Origin of the sequence: Microbacterium sp. Yaish 1 (assembly GCF_002245215.1) — a bacterium.
Classification (GTDB): Bacteria; Actinomycetota; Actinomycetes; order Actinomycetales; family Microbacteriaceae; genus Microbacterium.
This window is the reverse complement of record NZ_NPMR01000001.1, coordinates 1,790,117-1,812,872: the sequence shown is the minus strand read 5'-3', so window position 1 is coordinate 1,812,872 and position 22,756 is coordinate 1,790,117. Positions and strand designations below refer to the sequence as shown.

The 22,756-nt window shown below is 71.7% G+C and carries 23 protein-coding genes; 11 read left to right on the top strand and 12 right to left on the bottom strand.

Annotated features, from left to right (window positions below):
- Nucleotides 1-106: 106 nt before the first annotated feature.
- Nucleotides 107-742 carry an alpha/beta fold hydrolase gene (locus tag CI089_RS08610; protein WP_094261076.1) on the top strand — a complete coding sequence of 212 codons (636 nt, stop codon included), beginning with the start codon at nt 107-109 and terminating at the stop codon, nt 740-742.
- A 132-nt stretch (nt 743-874) separates the two neighbouring features.
- Nucleotides 875-1,747 (top strand): formyltetrahydrofolate deformylase, encoded by an 873-nt coding sequence (gene purU, locus CI089_RS08605; RefSeq protein WP_094261075.1) that lies wholly within the window; start codon nt 875-877, stop codon nt 1,745-1,747.
- A gap of 50 nt (nt 1,748-1,797) precedes the next feature.
- Here purU and CI089_RS08600 read toward each other — a convergent pair whose 3' ends face one another.
- The 4 genes from CI089_RS08600 to CI089_RS08585 are packed head-to-tail and all read right to left on the bottom strand — an operon-like array spanning nt 1,798 to nt 7,511.
- Nucleotides 1,798-2,670 carry a hypothetical protein gene (locus tag CI089_RS08600; protein ID WP_094261074.1) on the bottom strand — a complete coding sequence of 291 codons (873 nt, stop codon included), beginning with the start codon at nt 2,668-2,670 and terminating at the stop codon, nt 1,798-1,800.
- 30 nt (nt 2,671-2,700) lie between these two features.
- Complete coding sequence (locus CI089_RS08595; protein WP_094261073.1) at nt 2,701-3,624, bottom strand: serine hydrolase; 924 nt, start codon at nt 3,622-3,624, stop codon at nt 2,701-2,703.
- A 46-nt stretch (nt 3,625-3,670) separates the two neighbouring features.
- A complete protein-coding gene (locus tag CI089_RS08590) occupies nt 3,671-5,668 on the bottom strand; it encodes a M13 family metallopeptidase (protein ID WP_179223273.1) in 1,998 nt (665 codons plus the stop codon).
- Nucleotides 5,669-5,714: 46 nt separating this feature from the next.
- The gene (locus tag CI089_RS08585) at nt 5,715-7,511 is read right to left on the bottom strand and encodes an alpha/beta fold hydrolase (protein WP_094261071.1); all 1,797 of its coding nucleotides are present in this window, start codon (nt 7,509-7,511) and stop codon (nt 5,715-5,717) included.
- Between the two features lie 70 nt (nt 7,512-7,581).
- Between CI089_RS08585 and CI089_RS08580 the strand changes: the two genes are divergently transcribed.
- Nucleotides 7,582-8,898, top strand: coding sequence for an MATE family efflux transporter (locus CI089_RS08580; protein ID WP_094261070.1), 1,317 nt, complete (start codon nt 7,582-7,584; stop codon nt 8,896-8,898).
- Nucleotides 8,899-8,980: 82 nt separating this feature from the next.
- Nucleotides 8,981-9,490 carry a hypothetical protein gene (locus CI089_RS08575; RefSeq protein ID WP_143738954.1) on the top strand — a complete coding sequence of 170 codons (510 nt, stop codon included), beginning with the start codon at nt 8,981-8,983 and terminating at the stop codon, nt 9,488-9,490.
- Between the two features lie 18 nt (nt 9,491-9,508).
- Here CI089_RS08575 and CI089_RS08570 read toward each other — a convergent pair whose 3' ends face one another.
- Nucleotides 9,509-10,156, bottom strand: coding sequence for a TrmH family RNA methyltransferase (locus tag CI089_RS08570; RefSeq protein WP_094261068.1), 648 nt, complete (start codon nt 10,154-10,156; stop codon nt 9,509-9,511).
- Between the two features lie 38 nt (nt 10,157-10,194).
- On the opposite strand from CI089_RS08570, the gene CI089_RS08565 reads away from it, so the two are divergent.
- A complete protein-coding gene (locus tag CI089_RS08565) occupies nt 10,195-10,833 on the top strand; it encodes a metal-dependent transcriptional regulator (protein WP_094261067.1) in 639 nt (212 codons plus the stop codon).
- A gap of 6 nt (nt 10,834-10,839) precedes the next feature.
- On the opposite strand, the gene CI089_RS08560 is transcribed toward CI089_RS08565, so the two are convergent.
- Nucleotides 10,840-11,802, bottom strand: coding sequence for an SDR family NAD(P)-dependent oxidoreductase (locus CI089_RS08560; RefSeq protein WP_094261066.1), 963 nt, complete (start codon nt 11,800-11,802; stop codon nt 10,840-10,842).
- A gap of 42 nt (nt 11,803-11,844) precedes the next feature.
- On the opposite strand from CI089_RS08560, the gene CI089_RS08555 reads away from it, so the two are divergent.
- The gene (locus CI089_RS08555) at nt 11,845-12,654 is read left to right on the top strand and encodes an HAD-IIA family hydrolase (protein WP_023952774.1); all 810 of its coding nucleotides are present in this window, start codon (nt 11,845-11,847) and stop codon (nt 12,652-12,654) included.
- 109 nt (nt 12,655-12,763) lie between these two features.
- Nucleotides 12,764-12,949 (top strand): hypothetical protein, encoded by a 186-nt coding sequence (locus CI089_RS08550; protein WP_094261065.1) that lies wholly within the window; start codon nt 12,764-12,766, stop codon nt 12,947-12,949.
- A gap of 22 nt (nt 12,950-12,971) precedes the next feature.
- Here CI089_RS08550 and CI089_RS08545 read toward each other — a convergent pair whose 3' ends face one another.
- Nucleotides 12,972-13,382, bottom strand: coding sequence for a RidA family protein (locus CI089_RS08545; RefSeq protein WP_094261064.1), 411 nt, complete (start codon nt 13,380-13,382; stop codon nt 12,972-12,974).
- 76 nt (nt 13,383-13,458) lie between these two features.
- On the opposite strand from CI089_RS08545, the gene CI089_RS08540 reads away from it, so the two are divergent.
- Nucleotides 13,459-13,863 carry a winged helix-turn-helix transcriptional regulator gene (locus CI089_RS08540; RefSeq protein ID WP_256977687.1) on the top strand — a complete coding sequence of 135 codons (405 nt, stop codon included), beginning with the start codon at nt 13,459-13,461 and terminating at the stop codon, nt 13,861-13,863.
- A gap of 314 nt (nt 13,864-14,177) precedes the next feature.
- Here CI089_RS08540 and CI089_RS08535 read toward each other — a convergent pair whose 3' ends face one another.
- From CI089_RS08535 to CI089_RS08525, 3 genes are all read right to left on the bottom strand, one after another.
- Nucleotides 14,178-15,269: an alkene reductase gene (locus CI089_RS08535; protein ID WP_094261062.1), complete on the bottom strand. Its 1,092-nt coding sequence runs from the start codon at nt 15,267-15,269 to the stop codon at nt 14,178-14,180.
- Nucleotides 15,270-15,382: 113 nt separating this feature from the next.
- Complete coding sequence (pyrE, locus tag CI089_RS08530) at nt 15,383-15,961, bottom strand: orotate phosphoribosyltransferase (protein ID WP_094261061.1); 579 nt, start codon at nt 15,959-15,961, stop codon at nt 15,383-15,385.
- A gap of 64 nt (nt 15,962-16,025) precedes the next feature.
- On the bottom strand, nt 16,026-16,520 hold the full coding sequence (locus CI089_RS08525) for a metallophosphoesterase family protein (protein ID WP_094261060.1): 495 nt from the start codon (nt 16,518-16,520) through the stop codon (nt 16,026-16,028).
- Between the two features lie 63 nt (nt 16,521-16,583).
- Here CI089_RS08525 and CI089_RS08520 point away from each other — a divergent pair, with 63 nt between their 5' ends.
- The 3 genes from CI089_RS08520 to CI089_RS08510 all read left to right on the top strand — a co-directional run bounded on the left by CI089_RS08520 (nt 16,584) and on the right by CI089_RS08510 (nt 19,480).
- Nucleotides 16,584-17,423 (top strand): exodeoxyribonuclease III, encoded by an 840-nt coding sequence (locus CI089_RS08520; RefSeq protein WP_094261059.1) that lies wholly within the window; start codon nt 16,584-16,586, stop codon nt 17,421-17,423.
- A 72-nt stretch (nt 17,424-17,495) separates the two neighbouring features.
- Entirely contained in the window at nt 17,496-18,782 is a 1,287-nt protein-coding gene (locus CI089_RS08515; RefSeq protein WP_094261058.1) for a sensor histidine kinase, read from the top strand.
- Nucleotides 18,783-18,838: 56 nt separating this feature from the next.
- A complete protein-coding gene (locus CI089_RS08510; RefSeq protein ID WP_373441594.1) occupies nt 18,839-19,480 on the top strand; it encodes a response regulator in 642 nt (213 codons plus the stop codon).
- A 12-nt stretch (nt 19,481-19,492) separates the two neighbouring features.
- On the opposite strand, the gene CI089_RS08505 is transcribed toward CI089_RS08510, so the two are convergent.
- Both CI089_RS08505 and CI089_RS08500 read right to left on the bottom strand, forming a co-directional pair.
- A complete protein-coding gene (locus CI089_RS08505) occupies nt 19,493-20,827 on the bottom strand; it encodes a DUF2029 domain-containing protein (protein ID WP_256977685.1) in 1,335 nt (444 codons plus the stop codon).
- Nucleotides 20,828-20,900: 73 nt separating this feature from the next.
- Nucleotides 20,901-22,712 (bottom strand): glycoside hydrolase family 15 protein, encoded by a 1,812-nt coding sequence (locus CI089_RS08500; protein ID WP_094261056.1) that lies wholly within the window; start codon nt 22,710-22,712, stop codon nt 20,901-20,903.
- Nucleotides 22,713-22,756 lie beyond the last annotated feature (44 nt).

Sequence of the window (22,756 nt, the reverse complement as noted above, 5' to 3'; positions counted from 1 at the left end):
GGCATCCACCAGCGGGGTGTCGACCAGGATCCATTGCATCCGCGACCGCGGGCGCCCAGCCGATTCGACTAGCGTGAAAGGTCGCAGGACACCGCGAGAGGGAGCCATGACCGACACACAGCCGCAGATCTTCGAGCCCGAGGGCCGCGCCATCCCCTACGTCGAGGATGCCGGCAGCGAGCCGGTCCTGGTGCTGATCCCGGGGTACAGCAACGTCGCCGCTCTCGGCACCCTCGCGCACGTGCTGGCCGAGGAGGACTTCCGCATCCTGCGGGTCGGCTACCGCACGGCCCAGACGGAGGGCGTCACGCTGCACGACCTGGCACAGGATGTCGTCGACGTCATGGACCACGTCGGACTCGGCGACGCCTGGGTCGGTGGGCACGCCTTCGGCGGCGCCGTCGCGCGCATCGTGTCGATCGACCACACCGACCGCGTGGACGGCGTGCTGCTGCTCGGCGCGGAGGGCGACGAGCCCCGCACCGACCTCGAGCCGCTGCAGGCGGCAGCCGCGGCCTCGGTCTCGGCGGACGAGTGGCGGGCGCTGGCCCCGACGGTGCCCGTCATGCTCATCCAGGGCGGCGACGACGACGTGCTGCCGCCCGCGAACGGCGAGCGTCTGCAGGCCGCCGCTCCCGGCCTCGTCAGCCTCGTGACCCTCGAGGGCGGCGGGCACCTCTTCCCGGCGACCCACGCCGGCGAGGCCGCGTTCGTCATCGAGGACTACCTAGACGTCGACTGACCCCCCTTCCCCCTCCCTTCCCCGTCGACCCGCCAGGAAACGCGGATGCCGCACCTGCCGCATCCGCAGAATCTGGCGAGTCGACGGGCTGAGCGTGCCGGCACCGCCCGGCGGACAGGGCAGAATCGAAGGATGACCGACTCTGCGCTCCACCCCGCCCACGCCTGCCTCATCGTGCACGGGCAGGACCAGCCGGGCATCATCGCCGCCCTGTCGGCGATGGTCACCCGTGTGGGAGGCAATATCGTCGCGTTCGACCAGTACTCCGACGACCCGACCGGAGGCGCCTACTTCTGCCGCGTGGTCTTCCACCGGCCGAACTTCGCGGTCGACCGCCCGTCGATCGAAGCCGAGATCGGCGAGACGCTCGCCGGTTTCGATCTGCAGTGGTCGCTGACCGACCAGTCGGTGCCCAAGCGCATGGCGATCCTGTCCTCGAAGCAGGACCACTGCCTGCTCGACCTGCTGTGGCGCCACCGCCGCGGCGACCTCCCCGTGACGGTGCCGATGGTCGTGTCGAACCACACCACCTCGGCCGAGGACGTCCGCTCGTTCAACGTCCCGTTCTTCCACGTCCCCTCGACGCCCGGCCCCGACAAGTCGGCGTCCGAGGCCGAGATCCTGAAGCTGCTCGTCGGCAACGTCGACTTCGTCGTCCTCGCCCGCTACATGCAGATCCTGTCGTCGGACTTCCTCGAGAAGCTGGGCGTTCCCGTCATCAACATCCACCACTCGTTCCTCCCCGCCTTCATCGGCGCCGAGCCCTACAAGAAGGCCAAGGAACGCGGCGTCAAGCTCATCGGCGCGACGAGCCACTACGTCACGACCGACCTCGACGAGGGGCCGATCATCGAGCAGGACACGATCCGCGTGACCCACGCCGACACCGCGGCCGAGCTCGCCCGCCGCGGCGCCGACGTCGAGCGCCAGGTGCTCTCACGCGCGGTGCTGTGGCACGCGCAGGACCGCGTCATCCGACACGGCAACCACACGATCGTCTTCTGACCGCGCGCGGGGTCTCTCGCTAGCCCGGGCGGCAGCTCGCAGGCGGGGTCTCAGCTCGCGGGCTGCACCGGCTCGAAGTCGTCGGGGCCCGTCTTACCGGTCGGCGACAGGAAGATGCGCGTCGTGTCGCCGGGGTCGGCGGGATCGAACACGAGCGGACGCGTATCGCCGACCGCCGGCACCTCGCGTGGCGCGATGAGCACCATGGTCGTGACCCACCGATCGGTGCCGACGGCATCGGTGAACTTCGCCACGAGCGACGCGGCCATCCGCGACGCGTCGTGCGCCGGCAGGGGTGCGTCGACGATCTCCGCGTCCACGCGCGAGCCGGAGGCCAGAAGGCGCGAGATGACCGCGTTGTTGCGGCGGCGCGTCGCGAGGGAGCGCACCCGTGCGATGTAGCTGAGCACCGCGAGAAGCGCGAAAAGACCGGGCAGCCACCACTGGCCGGCGTACAGGATCCACTCGCCGACGCCCCACGGCTCATTCTGTCCGAACGTCGGGTCGACGGCGACGCCGACCGCGTCGGGCGCGATCCACATCGTCGTCGCCACCCACGTGCCGATCGCCAACCCGGCCAGAATGATCGTGAGCGGCCCGATCGCGGCGTAGCCCTTCTCACGGGGGCTGAAGCGGTGGTTCCACTTGCCGTACTGCCCGATGCAGACGATCAGCAGAAGGATGCCGACGGGCAGGCCCCACCCGCGAAGAGCCAGGGGGACGCCGGTGTCGCGGGTGCCGAACACGCTGTTGATGTTCACGACCCGCAGCTGCTCGAAGATGCCGCCGATGGCGAACCCGACGACGCCCGCGGCGGCGACGGACAGGATGCCCCAGATCAGGCTCGCGGTCAGCGCGGAGGCGGTCCCCCGATACTTGGCCTGTTCACGTCGTGCGGCTTCTCGGGGGTCCAGCAAACTCACTCCCCCAGGCTAATGCTCCCCGGACGCGTGTCAGAAGACGTACTCCATGAGGTCGAATCCGAACGCGCGGAACGCCTCATGAGCGCGCAGGCGGTCGCTCATCGACAGGTCGTCGAACCCGACCAGCAGCGCGTACGACACCCCGGCACGGGGGCCGGCGAGCACACCGGCCTCGGCGCGGATGCCGTCGGCCCGACCGGTCTTGTTGACGAACAGCAGCTCGTGCTTGTCGTCGTCGTGCGCGAAGGGATCGAGTCCGGTCACCGAGCCGACGAGCGACAGATCGTGGTTCAGACTCAACCACTCGGACACCTGGGCGCTCACGCCGGGCGAGACGACGTCGGTGTTGACGAGGGCCGCGAACATCGCGGCGAGCTCGCGCGCCGTGCCGAGAGCGTAATGCGGCGCATCGTCGGGCCCACGGCTGTCGCGGAACCGGTCGAGCAGCGCGGTGCGCGGCATCCCGAGGCTTCCGATCCGCGCGCGCACGGCATCGAGGCCGACCCGCTCGAGCAGGGCATTGGCGGCGAGCGCGTCGCCGGTCGACGCGGCCAGGACCGCGAGATCGCCGAGCGGCAGCGCGGGCGCCGCGAGATGGCGCCAGAGCCCCGCGACCGCGACGTCGCCGACGGTCGACCGATCGACGATCTCGAGCGGGTCGAGGGTTCCGGCCTCGAAGCGCGCCGCCACCTCGATCAGCAACGGGACGATGCCCATGCCCGCGACCGGCAGCGTGACGAAGTCGTCGCCCGCGAGCACCGGTGTGCCCCGGTCGAGGTCGCTGACCCGCACCGACACCCGCGCCCCGGATGCCGCCAGAGCGTCGAGCGCCTTCTCGGTCGACGCGAACCCTCGACGCGGCACGCCGGAGCGACGGCGCGGGCGCGCGCCGGCGCGCCGCTCCGCGCGCGAGCGGGCGGTCCCGGAGGAGGATTCGGATCCGTCCACCGTCATGTTCTCGTCTCCGTCGGAGTCAGTCTGAGCGATTCGGTTCGGGTGATCACCAGATCGTGACGCGGCGCTCGGGCGCGAGCCACAGCTCGTCTCCCTCGGTCACGCCGAATGCGTCGTAGAACGCATCGATGTTACGGACGATCTGGTTGCAACGGAACTCGTTGGGGGCGTGCGGGTCGATCGTCAGCAGCCGGATGGTCTCGGCGTCACGCCCCTTCTGCTGCCAGATCTGGCCCCAGCTGAGCAGCAGCCGCTGCACACCCGTGAAGCCGTCGATCACGGGGCCGTCGGGCGCCTCGGCCAGCTCTTCCTCCGTCATCGTGGCGGCGAGGTGGAGCCGGTACGCCTTCAGGGCGATGCCGAGGCCGCCCAGATCGCCGATGTTCTCGCCGATCGTGAGCGCGCCGTTGACGGTGTGCTCCTCGCCGAGCCCCCGCGGCACGAGCGCGTTGTACTGGTCGATCAGTGCACGCGTGCGGTCTTCGAACGCAGCGCGATCGGCGTCGGTCCACCAGTCGTTGAGCGCGCCGGTGCCGTCGTAGGCGCTGCCCTGGTCGTCGAAGCCGTGCCCGATCTCGTGGCCGATGACCGCACCGATGCCGCCGTAGTTCGCCGCGGCGTCGCGCTCGGACGAGAAGAAGGGCAGCTGCAGGATCGCCGCGGGGAAGACGATCTCGTTCATCAGCGGGTTGTAGTAGGCGTTGACCGTCTGCGGCGTCATGTGCCACTCGTCACGGTCGATCGGCTGGCCGAGCTTGGCGAGCTGACGCTCGTACTCCCACTCGGTCGAGCGCAGGACGTTGCCCAGGAGGTCGGTGGGATCGATCTCGAGCGCGGAGTAGTCCTTCCAGCGGTCGGGGTAGCCGATCTTCGGAGTGAAGGCCGCGAGCTTCTCGAGCGCACGCTCGCGCGTGGCCGGCGTCATCCATTCGAGGCCCGTGATCGACTGCCGGTACGCCTCGATCAGGTTGTCGACGAGGGCATCCATCTCGACCTTGGCCTGCGGCGGGAAATGCCGCTCGACGTAGATCTCGCCGACCGCTTCACCGAGAGCCGCCTGCACGATGCTGACGCCCCGCTTCCAGCGCTCGCGGTTCACGGGCACGCCGGTGAGCTGCGTCCCGTAGAAGGCGAAGTTCTCGGCGACGAACGCGTCGGGCAGGAACGGCGCCGACGCACGCACGACCTGCAGCCGCAGCCAGGCCTTCCAGTCGTCGAGGTGCTCGTCGGTCAGCAGCGTGCCGAGCCCGGAGAGGAAGCTCGGCTGGTTGACGTTGATCTCGGCGAAGCCGTCGCGGTGCCGGGGAGCGAGACCCTCGAGCCACGGGTCGAGGTCGACGCCCGCGAGGGCTCGCACCTCGTCCCACGTGTGCAGGTTGTATGTCGCCACGGCGTCGCGGTTGCGGACGTTGTCCCAGTGGTGCGTGGCGAGCTCGGTCTCGAGCCGGACGATGCGGTCGGCCTGCTCCGCGGCGCCCTCGACGCCGGCGAGCTCGAGCATGCGCTCGGCGTAGCCGCGGAACGCGGTGCGCGTGGCGGCGAAGCCGTCGAGACGGTAATAGCTCTCGTCGGGAAGCGACAGCCCGCCCTGGACGAAGAACACGACATAGCGCTCGGGGTTGCCCGGGTCGGGCTCGATGAATGTGCCGATCATGCCGCCGATGCCCTCGCGCTCGAGCTCGCCCACGGTGCTCAGCAGCGCCGGGATCGAGTCGACCGCGTCGACCCGCGCCAGCTGCGGGCGCAGCGGCTCGGCGCCGAGCTCGTCGATACGGGCCGTGTCCATGAAGCTCGTGAACAGGTCGCCGATCTTGCGCTGCACCGTGCCCGGCTCGGCCGACGTCGCGTCGTCGATGATCGCCCGGACGTCGCTCTCGGCCTGCTCGGCGATGACGTGGAACGAGCCCCAGCGCGCCTTGTCGTCGGGGATCTCGGTGCGCTCGAGCCAGCTGCCGTTGACGTGCCGGAACAGATCGTCCTGCGGTCGGATCTCGGGGCTCAGCTCGGCGATGTCGATACCGGAGGGGAGGACGGGGTCGGTCATGGCACCCATGCTAGGCCGACCGGACGACAGGAACTTCCGAGGGCGTTCAGCGTTCTGTGGTGGTACATCCCTCGGCAACCGGGATGCCGGCGAAACGGTCCCTCGTCCAGTCGAACAGCTCGTCGATGAGGGGCGACGGACGCTCGACGACTCCCGCGTGCTCGAACCCCGCGTACGTGCGGAAATCGACGTCCTGACCCGCCGCGCACATCCGGTCGACGAAGGCGGCCTGGGTCTGCACGGGAATGACGCTGTCGGCTCCGCCGTGCGCCAGCAGCACGGGCGCCGTGGAGCGAAGCGGTGCCGTGTTCTCGCGCAGATGACGACCGAGCACCCCGGATGCCGGCGACCGCGAGAACAGCGCGGGATCCCGGCTCATCCCGAGCGCGGCAGCCACCGAGAGCACGATCGTCGGGTCGGACAGGCACCGCTCCGACATCTGCCGCAGCACCGTCTCGGCGCCGGGGCGCACATAGTCGCGGTACTCGATCTCGGGGTAGATCGCCGAGAACGAGGCGAAGGCATAGGAGGCGAAGATGCTCCCGCCTGTGACGCTGGAGATGCCCTGCACGAGAGCCGCCGGGTCGCTCGCCGGAGCGAGCGCGGCCACGCCCCGCACCCAGACCTCGGGGGCGTACTCCCGGGCGACGGCGCCCGTCCACAGCGCGGCAGCGCCGCCCTGCGAATGCCCCCACACGACGGTCCGCGCTCCGAGGTCGGCCTCCTCGAGCTCGCGCGCCGCGCGCACGGCGTCGAGCGAGGCGTGCGCGCTCGGCAGGCCGACGAGGTACGGATGAGGCCCCTCGGTCCCGAGTCCGATGTAGTCGGTGCCGACGACCGCCCATCCCTCCTTGATGGCTCGCGGCAGCATGTAGAACGCCCCCGCCCACAGTCCCCGCGGCTGCAGCGACGGGGCGCAGTGCTGCGCGAACCCCGTGGTGCCGTGGTTCCAGTCGATCACCGGCCACTGCCCGTCGCCCTCACGCGGCACCGCGACGATGGCGCTCGCGACGCGCACCTCCCCGTCGACGCCCGTCGTGGTGTACAGGATGCGCCACCCCCGGGCGCTCGCCGGGATGCCCGCCTCGAACGGCTCCGCCCGCACGAGACGTCCCGGCTCGTCGGGCAGGTTGCGCGGCGCCGCGTAGAAGTCGTCGACGACCGTCGATCCCTCGCGCAGCGGCGCGGTCACGATCGTCGTGGTGACCGCCAGCGCGACCGAGGCGATCGCGACGACCGTGCGCCCCCAGCGCCGACGAGGAGGTCCGTCCGCGCCCGAACGGTCGGCGGCCCGGTCGTCGCGGCGGCGGCGCAGCCGCGTCCAGAGGTCGACGACGCCGCTCATGATCAGCCGGGCGCCGAAGACGACGGCGGTCACCAGCAGGGTGATGTCGGGCCAGAACAATGCGAGCGCGCCGAAGATGACGCCCGACGCCCCGAACGCGGCGTCGGCGATGCGCGCATCCCACGTCCGTCCCCGCCCGAACGCCGCGATGACGCCGAGGATGCCGCCCCCGAGGAGCAGCACGCCCACGACGACGGCCACGACGCGCACCGTCAGTCCGGGCGCGAGGAGGACGATCGCTCCACCGACCAGCCAGGCGACGCCGGTCGCCGTGCGCCAGCGCGGCCGGTGCGCCTCGCCCTCCCGTCCGGTGAGCTCGAGCAGACCGGTCAGCGCCATTCCGCCGCCGATCAGCCAGGCGAGGACGTCGAGAGCGGTCGTGGGGCGGATGACGATGACGACGCCGAGCACGACGGCCGCCGCGGCGACGACGACGCGGACCCACGTCGGCAGCCGCGCGTGCAGGCGCGCGATCGCCAGGCGTTTGAGCAGCCGCATCCCCGTCCTCTCCCTCGGCCGATGATCAACGGTAACCGGGGATGCGGCGACGCAGCCCTAGGCTCGTCTCATGGCGCCCACGCTCAACCGCGAGATCCTGCGGCTGGCCGTTCCCGCCCTCGGGGCCCTCATCGCGGAGCCGATGTTCCTCATCGTCGATGCCGCGCTCATCGGCCACCTCGGCGTCGTGCCGCTGGCGGCCCTCGGCATCGCGGGCGCGGTGCTGCAGACGATCGTGGGCCTGATGGTGTTCCTCGCGTATGCGACGACGCCGGCGGTGGCGCGCCGCTTCGGGGCGGGCGACTCCACGAGCGCGGTGAGCGCGGGGATCGACGGGCTGTGGCTCGCGCTCGGTCTCGGCGCCGTGCTCGCGGCCGCCGGCTCGCTCGCGACCCCGCTGCTGGTCGGCCTGTTCGGCGCCGGGGAGGCCGTCTCGACGGATGCCGAGACCTACCTGCGCCTGTCGATGTGGGGGCTTCCGGCGATGCTCGTCGTCTTCGCGGCGACCGGGCTGCTGCGCGGGATGCAGGACACCGTCACCCCGCTGTGGATCGCCGGTCTCGGATTCGGGGCGAACGCCCTGCTGAACGTCCTGTTCATCTACGGCTTCGGGTGGGGGATCGCCGGATCGGCCATGGGCACCGTCATCGCCCAGTGGGGCATGGTCGGCGCCTACGCCGTCGTGATCGGCCGTCTCGCCGCCCGGCATTCGGCGTCGCTCCGGCCGCGCGCCGACGGCATGCGCGGGTCGGCGCGTCTGGGCGGCTGGCTGTTCCTCCGCACGGTCTCGCTGCGGGCGGCGCTGCTCGCGACCGTCGCGGTCGCGACGGGACTGGGAACGAGCGAGCTCGCCGGGTGGCAGGTCGCCTTCACGATCTTCTCGACCGCGGCCTTCGCGCTCGACGCCCTCGCGATCGCCGCGCAAGCTCTGATCGGACGCGGTCTCGGTGCCGGCGACGAGACGTTCGTCCGGCGCGTGCTCGGGCGGACCGTCGCGTGGGGCGCGTGGTTCGGAGTGCTCGTGGGCGGTCTGATCGCGGCGACGTCGGGAGTCATCGGGCTGCTGTTCACCGGCGATCCCGCGGTCGCCGCGCTCGTGCAGCCGGCCCTGCTCGTCCTCGCGATCGCCCAGCCCGTGTGCGGCGTCGTCTTCGTCCTCGACGGCGTTCTGATGGGCGCGGGCGATGCGCGCTACCTCGCCCTCGCCGGCGGGCTCAACCTCGTGCCGTTCATCCCCGCGCTCCTGATCATCGGGGCGCTGCATCCCGACGGCGCGGCGGGCCTGGCCTGGCTCGCGGCGGCGTTCTTCGGCGTGTACATGATCGCCCGACTGCTCACGCTCGGCTGGCGCGTGCGCCGGGGCGCGTGGCTGCGCATCGCCGTGTGAACGGCGCCGTCCGCGCGAAACTGTGATCGGGTCGAAACCTCGCTCACGTGCGAACCTCAGCCTCGGCCCGTACCGTGGCGGCATGCCGAAGCTCACCTCTGTCGCCACCGCCGGCATCGCCGTGCTCGCGGTCGGGATGCTCGCTTCCGGCTGCGCGGAACGGACTCCGCCGGTCGAGGTCGCGACCCCGTCCGACGATGCACGCACGCTCCCCCGTCCCACCGCGGACGACGCCCAGCGCTGGGCCGACACCGTCATCCCCGAGAACGCGCTCGGCGGCGCCTCGTGGACTCAGCGCGAGGCGGGTGTCCTCGATCCCGGCGGCGAACCGATCATCTCGGTCTCCGCGGGCGAGGCCCCCGCCGTCGTGACGATCGCCTGCGTCACCGGCTCGGGCAGTCGGCTGACCTACACCGTGACGGTGAACGGCGAGACCCTCGACAGCGGTGAGGTGACCTGCGCGGCGGTCGACGAGAACGCCGAGGCTCACGGCATCCGCGACGTGCCCGCCGACGCCACGGTGGAGCTCAGCGCATCGGCGACGGGGTTGTTCGTCTACGCCGTCACGCCCGACCGTCACCCCGAGCGGTGACCTCCGGTCGGGGTGGGCTCACCGAGCCCAGCGCCGGCACCACTCGTACATGACGACGGCGCCGGCCGCCGACGCGTTGATCGATCGGGTCGAGCCGTACTGCGTGATCTCGACGACGACGGATGCCGCGGCCACGGCCTCGGCCGAGAGCCCCGGCCCCTCCTGACCGAACATCAGCACGGCCCGCTCGGGCAGATCGGCCCGGTCGACCGGAACCGACCCCGCGACGTTGTCGACCGCGACGATCGGGAGGTCGTTCTCGCGGGCCCACGCGGCGAAGGAGGCGACATCCTCGTGGTGGCGGACGTGCTGGTAGCGGTCGGTGACCATCGCGCCGCGGCGGTTCCAGCGCCGGCGTCCCACGATGTGCACCTCCGCCGCGCCGAACGCGTTGGCGCTGCGCACGATCGAGCCGATGTTCATGTCGTGCTGCCAGTTCTCGATCGCGACGTGGAAGGGATGCCGATGCTCGTCGAGGTCGGCCACGATCGCCTCGAGCCGCCAGTAGCGGTACTGGTCCACGACGTTGCGCCGGTCGCCGTCAGCGAGCAGCTGCGGGTCGTACCGGGGGTCGTCGGGCCATGCGTCCGGGCCGCCCGGCCACGGCCCCACACCCACCGGCAGCTGCGGCTCCGCGTCGGCGTCGGCGGGGTCGGGGCGGGTCACCGGGACAGGCTATCCCGCCGCCGCGGATAATCTGGAGTGTGCCCTCCCCCGCCGTCGACGACTACCTGAAGACGATCTACCACCACACCGAGTGGCAGTCGGCGCCGATCACCCCGTCGCAGCTCGCGGCGATGCTCGGGCTCGCACCGTCGACGGTCACCGAGATGGTGCGCAAGCTCGCCTCGCAAGACCTCGTGTCGCATCGCCCGTACGGCCCGGTGACGCTCACCGAGACGGGCCGCCGGCGGGCGGCATCCATCATCCGGCGTCACCGGCTCATCGAGACGTGGCTGGTGCGGGAGTTCGGGTACGCCTGGGACGAGGTGCACGACGAGGCCGAGGTGCTCGAGCACACCATCAGCGACCGCCTGCTGGCGGGCATCGCGGAGCGACTGGGCGATCCGCGCTTCGATCCGCACGGCGACGCGATCCCCGACGCCGACGGCGAGGTTCATCGCGAGCCGTTCGTGCTGCTCGCCGAGGCCACGATCGGCCACGAGGGCCGCATCCTGCGCGTGAGCGACCGCGACCCGGCGCTCCTGCGAGCGCTCGAAGAACGCGGCATCGACGTCGGTCACACCCTGATCGTCAGCGGACGCGACAGCGTCCAGCTCGACGGCGGCGGTTCCGTCGTGCTGCCGCCGGGCGCCGCCGCGGCCATCTGGGTCACCGCCTGAGCGCCATCAGCTCCTCGCGCGCGTCCGGCTCGCCTTCAGATACGGCCACGGTGTGCGGGTCGTGTGCTCGCAGTACGACCACAGGCGCGCGGCGATCTCGGGATCGCGCGTGATCGCCGCGGGCGTCGCGACGCGCGGTTCGCCCCGCAGCACACCGGCCGGGCCGTAGAACTCGCCGCCCGCGGCATCCGGATCCACCAGCGCGCGCACGAGCGGCCACGCCCCGCGCTCCTTCGACTGCGTCACGGCGACCTGGAGGTTGTCGGTGAAGCGCGTCATGCGCGTGGGCTCGTTGATCCCCGCGATGCCGCGGGTGCGCCCGCTCGTGGAATACCCGGGGTGGGCGACCAGGCTCGAGACGGGCACGCTCGCCGCCCGCAGGCGCTGGTCTGCCTCGAGGCCGAGCGAGGTCGTGGCGACCTTCGACTGGACGTACGCGCGCCAGGGCGAGTAGTCGCTCTCGAGCTCGATGTCGGTCGGGTCGTACTTCCAGATCGAGGTCGACACCGAGCCGACCCACACCATGCGGCCGCGACCGGCGGCGAGCGCGATGAGCAGCTCCCCCGCGAGCGCGTAATGGCCGAGGACGTTGGTGGCGAACACCAGCTCATGGCCGTCGGGGGTCGTGCGGCGCTGCCGGGGCGGGTGGACGACACCGGCGTTCAGAAGCAGACCGTGGAGGGGCTTGCGCCCGCGCGCGGTCGCCGCGGCGGCGCGGACGGAACCCAGGTTGCTCGTGTCGAGCAGCAGGGTCTCGATCGAGCCCACCCCCTCGGGAAGAGAGCGCGCGACCGAGGCGCGCGCGGTCGCGAGGCGCTGCGGGCTGCGACCGGTCATGATGACGTGAGCCCCGGCGGAGGCGAGCTGGAGCGTGGCGAAGTAGCCGAGCCCCGCGTTGGAACCCGTGACGAGGTACCGCTTGCCCGACAGGTCGGGAAGCTTGCGGGGATTCCAGTCGTCGCGGGCCACGAGTGAAGACTACGGCCGGATCGCCACGGCTAGGCTGGGGCCATGCGGACACGCGCCGATATCGAGTGCTGGCTCACGGACATGGACGGCGTCCTCGTCCACGAGAACCACCCCATCCCGGGTGCGGCGGAACTGCTCGCGCAGTGGCGCGAGACGGGCACGCCGTTCCTCGTGCTGACCAACAACCCCTTCTTCACGCCGCGCGACCTCAGCGCGCGTCTCGCGCGGTCGGGGCTCGAGGTTCCGGAGGACCGCATCTGGACGTCGGCGCTCGCGACGGCCGACTTCCTGCGGTCGCAGCATCCCGGCGGCTCGGCGTTCGTGATCGGCGAGGCGGGCCTGACCACGGCCCTGCACGAGGCGGGCTACATCATGACCGAGACCGACCCCGACTACGTCGTCGTGGGCGAGACGCGCAACTACTCGTTCGACGCCATCACGAAGGCGATCCGGTTCATCAACGCCGGCGCACGCTTCATCATCACGAACCCGGATGCCACGGGCCCGACCCCCGAGGGCGTGGTCCCCGCCACCGGTTCGTTCGCCGCCCTCATCTCGCACGCGACCGGCAAGAGCCCGTACGTCGTCGGCAAGCCGAATCCCATGATGTTCCGCTCCGCGATGAACCGCATCGGAGCGCACTCCGAGAACACCGGCATGATCGGCGACCGCATGGACACCGACGTCGTGGCGGGCATCGAGGCGGGCCTGCACACCGTGCTCGTGCGCACCGGCATCTCGGACGACGCCGAGATCGAGCGCTACCCCTTCCGTCCCGACGAGATCCTCGACTCCGTCGCCGACCTGCTCGAGGCGGAGCCGTACGAGACCGAGGACCCGGGCATCCTGTGAACGAGTTCGAGCAGAACCTGCTGCTGATCAGCGTCGCGCTCATGCTGACGACCACCCTCGTGATCGTGATCGTGCAGTTCGTCCGGCGACGGGGCGGAGACGACGAGTGATGTCGATCGTCCTGGCGCTCACGGGGCTCGCGGTGCTGCTGATCGCGCTCATCATCTTCGTGCGCAACCAGCAGATCGGCACCGACGGCACCAATCGCGGGTCGACGCGGCGCGGCATCATCCTGCTCATGTTCTTCGGCCTGCTGCTCGGCCTCGCCTCGCAGCTGCCCGTCTTCCGGGGCTGAGCCCGGGGCCGGCCGCCGGGAGTCAGTCGAGGATCGCGGTGGCCTCGACCTCGACGAGGACGTCGGGCTCGAAGAGGTAGTCGACCCCGATGAGCGAGGCCGGCGGCATCGGCGTGGGCAACCCGATCTCCTCGGCCACCTCCTGGACACCCGCCATGAAATCGGCGATGCGATCGGGCGCCCACCCCGTGACGTAGAAGGTCAAGCGGACGACGTCGCCGAGCCCCGCGCCCGCGCTGGCCAGCCCGGCGTGGGTGTTGCGCAGGGCGTGGGCGACCTGACCGGCGAGATCGCCCGGAGCGACGGGCCTGCCATCGGCGGTGCGGGAGATCTGGCCGGCGACGTGGACGTGGCGGGTTCCCGTGGCCAGGGCGACGTGGTGGTACGGAACGGGCTGCATCAGTGAATCGGGGGACGACAGGCGGACGGTCATGTGAAGCTCCTCGCATCAACGTTGGTATCTCATGGATACCTGGTGTTCGGAGGTCACTTCAACGAGACTGGGTAGCGTGACCGATACCGCCCCCGCCGCCACGGACCGATTCGAGATCAGGGCCCCGCACCGCGAGCTGCTCGACCAGGTGCTCGACCGCTGGTCGCTCGCGGTGCTGAACGAGCTGTGCGACGCACCCGCCCGGTTCAGCACCCTCAGGCGGGCGATCCCCGCCGTGACGCAGAAGTCGCTCACCGCGACCCTCCGGCGCCTCGAGCGCAACGGGATCGTCGAGCGCGTGGTCCTCAGCACCCGGCCCGTCGCCGTGGAGTACCGGATCACGCCGCTCGGCAAGACGCTGCGTCCGCCCGTCGACGTCATCCTCGCCTGGGCGTACGAGCACATGCCCCGCATCGAGGACGCACGTCGCCGCTTCGACGACGCGATGGACGAGACACCCCGGGCCGGGGAGGGGTCCTAGCGGCGCGATGGCCGTGCCGCCGACAGGCTCGACGGCGGTAAGCCTGGTTCCGGGGCGCGCCTACCCCGGTTCAGCCTGTCGACGGGACGCAGCGGACCCGCGCCCAGGACGGCGGGTCGGGCCTCGACTCGATGTCGACACGAGGCCGAACCGCCGACTGCTCGTCCCGTGCGCAGGCTCGGCGGCATCCGGGACGCCCCCGGCCGCCCTACCTCGCGGCTGAGCCTGCGCACGGGACGGGACGGGACGGGACGGGACGGGTCGGGCTCGGGCATGCGATGCGCCCGCGAACCAGGGAGCCCGGGCACCCCGGGTCAGACTGCGCCGGCGCGCACCTCGTCGAGGAACGGGTAGTCGGTGTAGCCCTCGGCGGTCGAGCCGTAGAAGAGCTCGGGCCGCGCCTCGTTGAGCTCGGCGCGCTGCTGCCACCGTGCCGCCAGGTCGGGGTTGGCGATGACGGGACGGCCGACGGCGACGGCATCCGCCCAGTCCGACGTCACGAGCGTCTCGGCCTCTTCGCGGGTCGTGGGCGACCCGAAGCCCGAGTTGAGGATGAACGGCGCGCCGGCCGTGCGGCGGATGCGCTGCACGAGGTCGCCCGTGGGGTCGGCGCTCAGCACGTCGACGAAAGCGAGCCCGAGCGGGGCGAGCCCCTCGGCGACAGCCGTGTAGGTGGCGAGGGCGTCGGCGTCGTCGTGCTCGAGCACGCCCTGGATGTTGTGCTGCGGCGACAGGCGGATGCCGGTGCGGTCGGCTCCCACGGCTGCGGCCACGGCCCGCGTGACCTCGACCGCGAAGCGCGCGCGATTCTCGGGCGACCCGCCGTACTCGTCGTCGCGCACGTTCGACACCGGCGAGAGGAACTCGTGCACGAGGTACCCGTTGGCGCCGTGGACCTCGACGCCGTCCAGCCCGGCCGCGAGGGCGTTGCGCGCGGCCTGCGCGAACTGCTCCACGACGAGGGGGATCTCCTCGCCGGTCAGGGCGTGGGCGATCGGCATGTCGGCCTTGCCCTTCGGAGTCCGGGTCTGCCCCGGCGCGGCCAAGGCGCTCGGACCGACGACCCGGTCGGCACCGGTGATGTCGGGGTGCGAGACGCGTCCGCCGTGCATCAGCTGCATGACGATGGTGCCGCCGGCCTCATGGACGGCGTCGGCGATGCGTCGCCAGCCCGCGATCTGCTCCTCGGTCTGGATGCCGGGCTGCCCGGGGTACGACTTGCCCTCGACGACCGGCCACGTGCCCTCCGTGACGATGAGCCCCTGCCCCGCACGCTGGCGGTAGTACTCGACCATCACGTCGGTGGGGACGCCGTCCTCGCCCGCGCGAGTGCGGGTGAGCGGCGCCATGACGACGCGGTTCGACAGGTTCAGGGCGCCGAAGACGGCGGGCTCGTACAGGCTCATACCCGATCGCAACCGCCTCGGCCCCGCGCACTATTCCTCCGCGGGGCGGTTCGCCTGGCAGTTCATGCCCCCTCACGCGGCAGGAAGCGGCGGATGCTGCCAGGTGAAGCGCCTTACTGCGGGGCGAGGCCCAGATCGTCGAGGTCGATCGCAGCGAGCCACTGCAGGCCGGCCTCCTCGACCGCCGACTGCGCGCCGGTCTTGCGGTCGACGATGACGGCCACGGCGACGGGCTCGGCGCCCTCACGCCGCAGCGCCTCGACGGCCTTGAGCGCGGACTGACCGGTGGTGGAGGTGTCCTCGACGACGACGACGCGCTTGCCCGCGACATCCGCGCCCTCGATCTGGCGGCCGCGGCCGTGGTCCTTGGGCTCCTTGCGCACGACGAACGCGTCGAGGGGACGACCCGAGTGCACCGACTCGTGCATGACGGCGTTCGCGATCGGGTCGGCGCCGAGGGTGAGGCCGCCGACGGCGACGACGCCGTCGATGTCCGAGATGAGGTCGAGCATGATGCGGCCGATCGCGGGCGCAGCGCGGTGGTCGAGGGTCAGCCGCCGCATGTCGACGTAGTAGGTCGCCTTCTTGCCGCTCGAGAGGGTGAAGTCGCCGTGGAACACCGCCTCGTCCTGGATCAGCCGGATGAGGTCCTGGCGGTCGGCTTCGAGCTCGGGCGTGCCTGCGACGGTCATGACCCCGATTCTACGAGCGACCCGCCCACGCCCTGTGCCGCCCGTCCCCGCCGACCGCCACCGCTCACACCACGACGAGGTCGACATCGCGGAGCTCGCCCGCGTCGACCGTGAGCGCGAGGAAGGTCTTGTGCGGCTGGCGGCGCCGGTCGGTGGGCGAGCCGGGGTTGAGCAGCCGGAGCCCGCGCGGGGTCGTCGTGTCCCAGGGGATGTGGCTGTGCCCGAAGACGAGCACGTCGTCGTCGGGGTAGGCCGCATCCATCCGCCGCTCGCGCCCCGGCGCGGCGCCGGTCTCGTGCACGACCGCGAACCGGACTCCCTCGATCGTGCGACGCGCGACCTCGGGCAGCCGGGAGCGCAGGTCGGCTCCGTCGTTGTTGCCCCACACCCCCAGCACCTCGCCGTGCCGCTCGAGCTCGTCGAGGACGGATGCCGCGACCCAGTCGCCCGCGTGGACGATGAGGTCCGCCGCATCCGCCGCGGCGAGCACGGCATCCGGCAGCGCCCGCGCCCGCCCGGGGATGTGCGTGTCGGCGATGAGCAGCAGTCGCGTGGCCATCCCCCGACGGTATCCGGATGCCGCGCAGCCGGCGACGTCCGAGGCGCCGAATAGGCTGGAGGCATGCGTCTTGCCACCTGGAACGTCAACTCGATCCGCGCTCGCGTCGACCGCATCGTCGGCTTCGCCGTGAACGAAGACATCGACGTCCTGGCGATGCAGGAGATCAAGTGCAAGCCCGAGCAGTTCCCGATGGAGCAGTTCGAGGCGGCGGGCTACCACGTCGAACTGCACGGCCTGAACCAGTGGAACGGCGTCGCGATCGCCAGCCGCGAGCCGATGACCGACGTGCAGATCGGTTTCCCCGGAATGCCGGGCTTCCTCAAGGGCCACGAGGGTCCCGACGCGCCGCAGGAGGCGCGGGCCATCGCCGCGACGGTCGGCGGCGTCCGAGTGTGGAGCCTGTACGTTCCGAACGGCCGGTCGCTCGACGACCCGCACTACGTCTACAAGCTGCACTGGCTGCAGGCGCTCGAGCAGTACACGCGCGACACCCTGGCAGCATCCCCCGACCTCGCCCTGGCCCTCACCGGCGACTTCAACATCTGCCCCACCCCCGAGGATGTCGGCGACCCGACGCTCGTCGAGGGCGTCACGACCCACGTGTCTCCGGCCGAGCGCGCCGCTTTCCAGGCGCTGCTCGATGCCGGGCTCGCCGACACGGTGCGCCCGCTGGTCCCGACCGGGTTCACCTACTGGGACTACAAGCAGCTGCGCTTCCCCCGCAACGAGGGCCTGCGCATCGACTTCATCCTCGGCTCGCCGGCCTTCGCCGACGCGGTCACGGGCGCAGCCATCCACCGCGACCAGCGCAAGGGCGAGGCGCCCAGCGATCACGTTCCCGTCGTCGTCGACCTCGACCTCGACGGTGGCGACGACGACGATCGCCCGATGATCTTCTGACCCTCGCGCCGGCCCCCGGGCTCCCCCGCGCGGGGGATGCCGCGCCCCGGTGCGCCCCGTAGCGTGGAAGGCATGTCCGTGGCCACCCCCGTTCCCGACGAGCGTCTCGCCCCGACGCCCGAGCAGCTGCGCAACGACCTGTGGCTCGCCGCCGCGCTGCTCGTGAGCGCGATCCTCAGCACCTGGCTCGGAAGCGTCGCCCAGGTCTGGGGCGACGATTCCCCGCACCTCGGCTGGGGCCTGCTCTACTGCGTCGCGCTGACGGCGCCGCTCGCCTTGCGTCGCCGCATCCCTGAGGTGTCGCTCATCGCCGTCGCGGTCGTGTACTTCATCGGCATGTCGGTGCACGTCCCCGAGATGTACGTCGGCAGCATCGCCCTGTTCATCGCGATGTACTCGGTCGGCGCCTGGGTCGTCGACCGGCGCCGGGCGATGATCGTCCGCGTCGTGGTCATCATCGGCATGTTCTTCTGGCTGCTGGCGGCCATGTTCCAGGCGGCGAGCGATCAGGGCAGCGACAGCGCCGCGGAGTTCTCGCTGTTCTCCCCGGTCGCGGCGATGATGATGCTGCAGTTCCTCTTCAACGTCGTCTTCTTCGCGGGGGCCTTCGCCTTCGGCGAGCGGGCCTACGCGGGCGCGCTCAGCCGCGAGGAGCTCGAACAGCGCACCCGCGAGCTCGAGCACGAGCGCGAGATCACCGCGGCCCAGGCGGTCGCGCTCGACCGCGTCCGCATCGCCCGCGAGCTGCACGACGTCGTCGCGCACCACGTCTCGGCGATGGGTGTGCAGGCCGGCGCCGCACGCACGGTGCTCGACCGCGACCCCGACGCGGCGCGGCGCGCGCTCACCGTGGTCGAGGAGTCGGCACGGGCATCGCTGACGGAGCTGCGGCAGCTGCTCGAGACGCTGCGGACGCCGGATGCCGCCGCGCCGCATGACTCGACGCTGCGGCTCGACGCGATCGAAGAGCTCGTGCGTTACTCGGAGGAGAACGGGATGCCGACCACCTTCAGCGTCGTGGGCGAGCCGGTGGCGGCATCCGAGGTCGCTCAGGTGAACCTCTACCGCATCGCGCAGGAGGCGCTGACGAACGCCCGCCGCCACGGCGGACCCGACGCACGGGCCGACGTGCGCCTGCGGTTCGACGGCGACGAGATCGAGCTCGAGGTCGCCAACGATGGGCGGGTGCGGTTCGGGTCGACACCGGGCCTCGGTCTCGTGGGCATGCGCGAGCGCGCGGCCGCATCGGGCGGATGGCTCGAGGCGGCACCGCGGCCGCGCGGCGGCTTCCTCGTCCGGGCCCGTGTTCCCGCGGGCGCGCGGTCGTCCCAGCCGAGCACCGAGGGGGTTCTCGCGTGAGCACGACCATCACGCCCACCCCCACGTCGGTCGTGCTCGTCGACGATCACGCCGTCATGCGGGCCGGGTTCCGCATGATCCTCGAGGCCAGCGGCGACATCCAGGTGGTGGGCGAGGCCGGCGACGGCGCCGAGGCCGTCGAGACGGTCGCCCGGCTGCGGCCCGACGTCGTCTTCATGGATGTGCAGATGCCGGTCCTCGACGGGCTCGAGGCGACCCGTCGCATCGTCGCCGACCCGCAGAACTCCAGCGCGGTCGTCGTCGTGACGACCTTCGACCGCGACGACTACCTGTTTCAGGCGCTGCAGGCCGGAGCCAGCGGCTTCCTGCTGAAGAACGCCGGGCCCGAAGAACTCGCCGCCGCCGTCCGGGTGGCGGCCGCCGGCGATGCCCTCCTCGCTCCGGAGGTCACGCGCCGGGTCATCGAGCGATTCGCGGGAGGCCCGGCCGGCGCGGCGCCCGCGGCCGATGCACCCACTTCGCCACCGTCGTCGACGCCCGCCGACCACGGCCTCACGGAGCGCGAAGCAGAGGTGCTGCGCCTCCTCGCGCGGGCGCTCAGCAACGCCGAGATCGCCCGAGAGCTGTTCATCGGCGACGCGACGGTGAAGACGCACGTGTCGAACATCCTCATCAAGCTGGGGGCGCGCGACCGGGTGGCCGCCGTCGTCCTGGCGCACCGCAACGGGTGGGCCTGACCCGCCGCGACCTCAGGCCGGGTCGGAGACGGGCGAGAGCGAGGGACGGGGCAGCGGCACCGCGATGTCGCGGGCGGCTCGCGGGATCGCGACCCGCCAGAGCGCCTGGATGCTCCACACGAACAGGGCGATGAGCAGCACGTTGCGCGCGAGGAGGAGGCTCGCCGCGAACGGGTCGGCGTGCACGAGCGGCATGTAGAAGATCGGGAAGACGAGGGTCGTCAGGAAGCTCGTCACCGCCATCCACTTCGCCGGCGTCCGCCACCGGTCGGGGTCGACGAGAAGCCCGACCACGACGATCGGGGCGAGCCACAGCATGTACTGCGGCGAGCCGACCTTGTTGAAGACGATGAGCGCCGCGGTGAGGGCGAAGGCCCCGAGCACGACGAGGCGTCCCTCCGCGACCTCGGTGCGCGGTGCGCCGGCGACCCAGGTCATCCGCGCACGCACCAGCAGCAGGGCGATCGCCACGAACGCGGCGATCATGAGCCACCCCACGATCTCTCCGGCAGCCATGGCCCCGTGCCCGATGACCTCGCGGGTCGCGAGCTCGTAGTTCTGCTGGATCCGCGCGCCGGGCATCTCCCAGATCGTCGCCCAGACCCAGGGCGTTGCGATGGGCGCTTCGAGCTGCGGCGCCCGTGTTCCCTGAATCGTCAGGAAGCTGAAGAGGTTGGCGGACCCGCCCGCGAGGACGACGGCGACCATGATGACGACGCTGGCCGCGATGCCGCCCAGGGCGACCCACCAGCGGCTGCGGCACACGGCGACCACCGCGGCCGCGATGGCGGCGGGCCAGACCTTGATCCAGGTCGCCAGCGCGATGAGCGCTCCGGCCACGACCGGCCGCCGCGAGACCCAGACGAGCCCGGCGATGGCGAGCGGTGCGGCGAACCCCTCCAGGCGCAGCATCGACACGGGGGCGAGAAGCAGGATGCTGAGCAGCCAGTACCAGGCGGCCGGGTAAGCCGAGCGCCGCTGCAACCGGGCGCCGGCGATCGCGGCGAGTGCGAGCCAGTTGGCACCGGCGAGCATGAGCAGCCAGACGAGCTGGTACAGGTAGGGGCCGAGCGCGATCGGCGCGACGATCGGCAGCAGCGCCCCCGCCGGGTACACCCACTCGAAGTCGATGATGGGCCAGGTGCCCTGCACGGCATCCTGCGCCCACTGCCGGTACAGCGGCAGATCGCCCTCCGTGCCGCCCGCGATGATGAGGGGCAGGAGGGCGAGGATGTAGGCGGCGTGGAAGGCCACGAATCCGGTGACGAGACCTCGACGGGTTCGGCCGAACGCCGCCAAACGCTGGCGTCGCGTCGAGCTTCGGGGGGATGCCGGAAGAGACGTCACCCGGGCATCATAGGCCCCGCGCATATCCGCACGATGAACGCCCGGGCGGCGCCGGTCGGCGGCCCGGATCGGCTCATCGGCGGTGCGCCGCGCGTCCGCCGTGGCCCGCCAGCGCATCTGCGGCGCCCACGAGCGCGAGATGCGACAGCGCCTGCGGGGTGTTGCCCGCCTGTCTTCCTCCGGTGACGTCGTACTCCTCCGACAGCAGCCCGACGTCGTTCGCGAGCCCGCACAGGCGGTCCATGAGCCGGGTGGCGTCATCGATGCGTCCGGTCGCCGCGTACTGCTCGACGAGCCAGAACGAGCAGGCGAGGAAGGGATGCTCGGTGCCGGCGAGCCCGTCGACGCCGGCCTCGGTGCGGTAGCGCATCACCAGGCCCTCGCGCAGCAGCGTGCTCTCGATGCGCGCGACGGTCGCGAGCATGCGCGGATCGTCGGGGGCGCAGAACCCGACGGCCGGGAGCAGGAGCAACGAGGCGTCGACCTCGTCGGTGCGGAAGTGCTGCGTGAAGTGCCCGCCGGCGGCATCCACGCCGCGCTCGTCGATCTCGGCGCGCACGCGGTCGCGAAGGGTCCGCCACCTGGCGGGGTCCCCGTCGAGTCCGTGCTCCTCGACGGCCCGGACGCCGCGATCGAGCGCGGCCCAGATCATCGCGCGCGAATGGGTGAACATCTGCGGTTCGCCGCGGATCTCCCAGATGCCGTGATCGGGGCGGTCGAGCCAGGCGACGACCTGATCGAGAAGCGCGCGCTGCAGCGCCCACGAGAACGAGGTCTCGGTGACGCCGGCGATGCGGGCGGCTTCGAGAGCGACCATCACCTCGCCGACGACGTCGGCCTGGTACTGGTCGACCGCGCCGTTGCCGATGCGCACGGGCGCGGATCCCGCGTAGCCGGGCAGGCTGTCCAGCTCGCGCTCGGGCAGGTCGCGCTCCCCCGCGATGCCGTACATGATCTGAACGTCGGCGGGATCGCCCGCCACCGCCCGCAGCAGCCAGTCGCGCCAGCGCGCCGCGGCCTCGAGATAGCCGTGCGAGATGTAGGCCTCGAGGGTGAGAGCGGCGTCGCGCAGCCAGACGTACCGGTAGTCCCAGTTGCGCGAACCGCCGAAGTCCTCCGGCAGCGAGGTCGTCGCGGCGGCGACGATACCGCCCGTCTCGGCGTGGGTGAGCGCACGCAGGACCAGCATGGAGCGCAGCACCCGGTCGCCCCATCGGCCGCCGTCGCGGATGCGCCGCGCCCAGGTCGTCCACCAGGCGCGGGTTCGCTCGTGGGCGTCGTCGACGTCGAAGGGCTGAGGCACCTCGCGGTACGACGGCTCCCAGCGCAGCACCGAGTCGACCGTGCTGCCGGCACCGATGCGGAACTCGCCCCGGTGCATCGTGTCCTCGGCGACGAGCCGAGGGCCGCGCAGCGTGACGGCATCGGGTCCGGCCACCGCGAGCAGGACGCCCGTCGGCAGCGCATCGGAGGTGTCCGCCGCGCCGATCTGCCGCACCCAGGGAACGGCCCGTGCGTAATCGAACCGCAACCGCACCTCGCTCACGAAGTCGACCTCGCCCACGACACCGACGACGCGGCGGACGACCGCATCGACCCCGTCGAGGACCGGCATGAACTCGTGCACCTCGGCGGTGCCGTCGGCGCACTCCCACCGGGTCACGAGCACGAAGGTGTCGCCGTCGTACCGCCGCGTCGCGATGGCGCCGGGGTCACGCGGACGCAGGCTCCAGCATCCGTGGGAGCGGTCGCCCAGCAGCGCGCCGAAGATCGAGCCCGAGTCGTAGCGGGGAAGGCACAGCCAGTCGAGATCGCCCGAGTCGGACACGAGGGCGGCGCTGCGGCAGTTGCTGAGAAGGGCGTAGCGCTCGATGGGTGCGGGCATCCTCGCATCATCGCGCCCGGGGGTCCGATCCGCCAACACGGCGA

What these genes read in the sequence shown, in the direction of transcription:
- CI089_RS08610 (WP_094261076.1), top strand. Translation starts at nt 107, where the DNA reads ATGACCGACACACAGCCGCAGATCTTCGAGCCCGAGGGCCGCGCCATC.
- purU (WP_094261075.1), top strand. Translation starts at nt 875, where the DNA reads ATGACCGACTCTGCGCTCCACCCCGCCCACGCCTGCCTCATCGTGCAC.
- CI089_RS08595 (WP_094261073.1), bottom strand. Translation starts at nt 3,624, where the DNA reads ATGACGGTGGACGGATCCGAATCCTCCTCCGGGACCGCCCGCTCGCGC.
- CI089_RS08590 (WP_179223273.1), bottom strand. Translation starts at nt 5,668, where the DNA reads ATGACCGACCCCGTCCTCCCCTCCGGTATCGACATCGCCGAGCTGAGC.
- CI089_RS08585 (WP_094261071.1), bottom strand. Translation starts at nt 7,511, where the DNA reads ATGCGGCTGCTCAAACGCCTGGCGATCGCGCGCCTGCACGCGCGGCTG.
- CI089_RS08580 (WP_094261070.1), top strand. Translation starts at nt 7,582, where the DNA reads ATGGCGCCCACGCTCAACCGCGAGATCCTGCGGCTGGCCGTTCCCGCC.
- CI089_RS08575 (WP_143738954.1), top strand. Translation starts at nt 8,981, where the DNA reads ATGCCGAAGCTCACCTCTGTCGCCACCGCCGGCATCGCCGTGCTCGCG.
- CI089_RS08555 (WP_023952774.1), top strand. Translation starts at nt 11,845, where the DNA reads ATGCGGACACGCGCCGATATCGAGTGCTGGCTCACGGACATGGACGGC.
- CI089_RS08550 (WP_094261065.1), top strand. Translation starts at nt 12,764, where the DNA reads ATGTCGATCGTCCTGGCGCTCACGGGGCTCGCGGTGCTGCTGATCGCG.
- CI089_RS08545 (WP_094261064.1), bottom strand. Translation starts at nt 13,382, where the DNA reads ATGACCGTCCGCCTGTCGTCCCCCGATTCACTGATGCAGCCCGTTCCG.
- CI089_RS08535 (WP_094261062.1), bottom strand. Translation starts at nt 15,269, where the DNA reads ATGAGCCTGTACGAGCCCGCCGTCTTCGGCGCCCTGAACCTGTCGAAC.
- pyrE (WP_094261061.1), bottom strand. Translation starts at nt 15,961, where the DNA reads ATGACCGTCGCAGGCACGCCCGAGCTCGAAGCCGACCGCCAGGACCTC.
- CI089_RS08525 (WP_094261060.1), bottom strand. Translation starts at nt 16,520, where the DNA reads ATGGCCACGCGACTGCTGCTCATCGCCGACACGCACATCCCCGGGCGG.
- CI089_RS08520 (WP_094261059.1), top strand. Translation starts at nt 16,584, where the DNA reads ATGCGTCTTGCCACCTGGAACGTCAACTCGATCCGCGCTCGCGTCGAC.
- CI089_RS08515 (WP_094261058.1), top strand. Translation starts at nt 17,496, where the DNA reads ATGTCCGTGGCCACCCCCGTTCCCGACGAGCGTCTCGCCCCGACGCCC.
- CI089_RS08510 (WP_373441594.1), top strand. Translation starts at nt 18,839, where the DNA reads ATGCGGGCCGGGTTCCGCATGATCCTCGAGGCCAGCGGCGACATCCAG.
- CI089_RS08500 (WP_094261056.1), bottom strand. Translation starts at nt 22,712, where the DNA reads ATGCCCGCACCCATCGAGCGCTACGCCCTTCTCAGCAACTGCCGCAGC.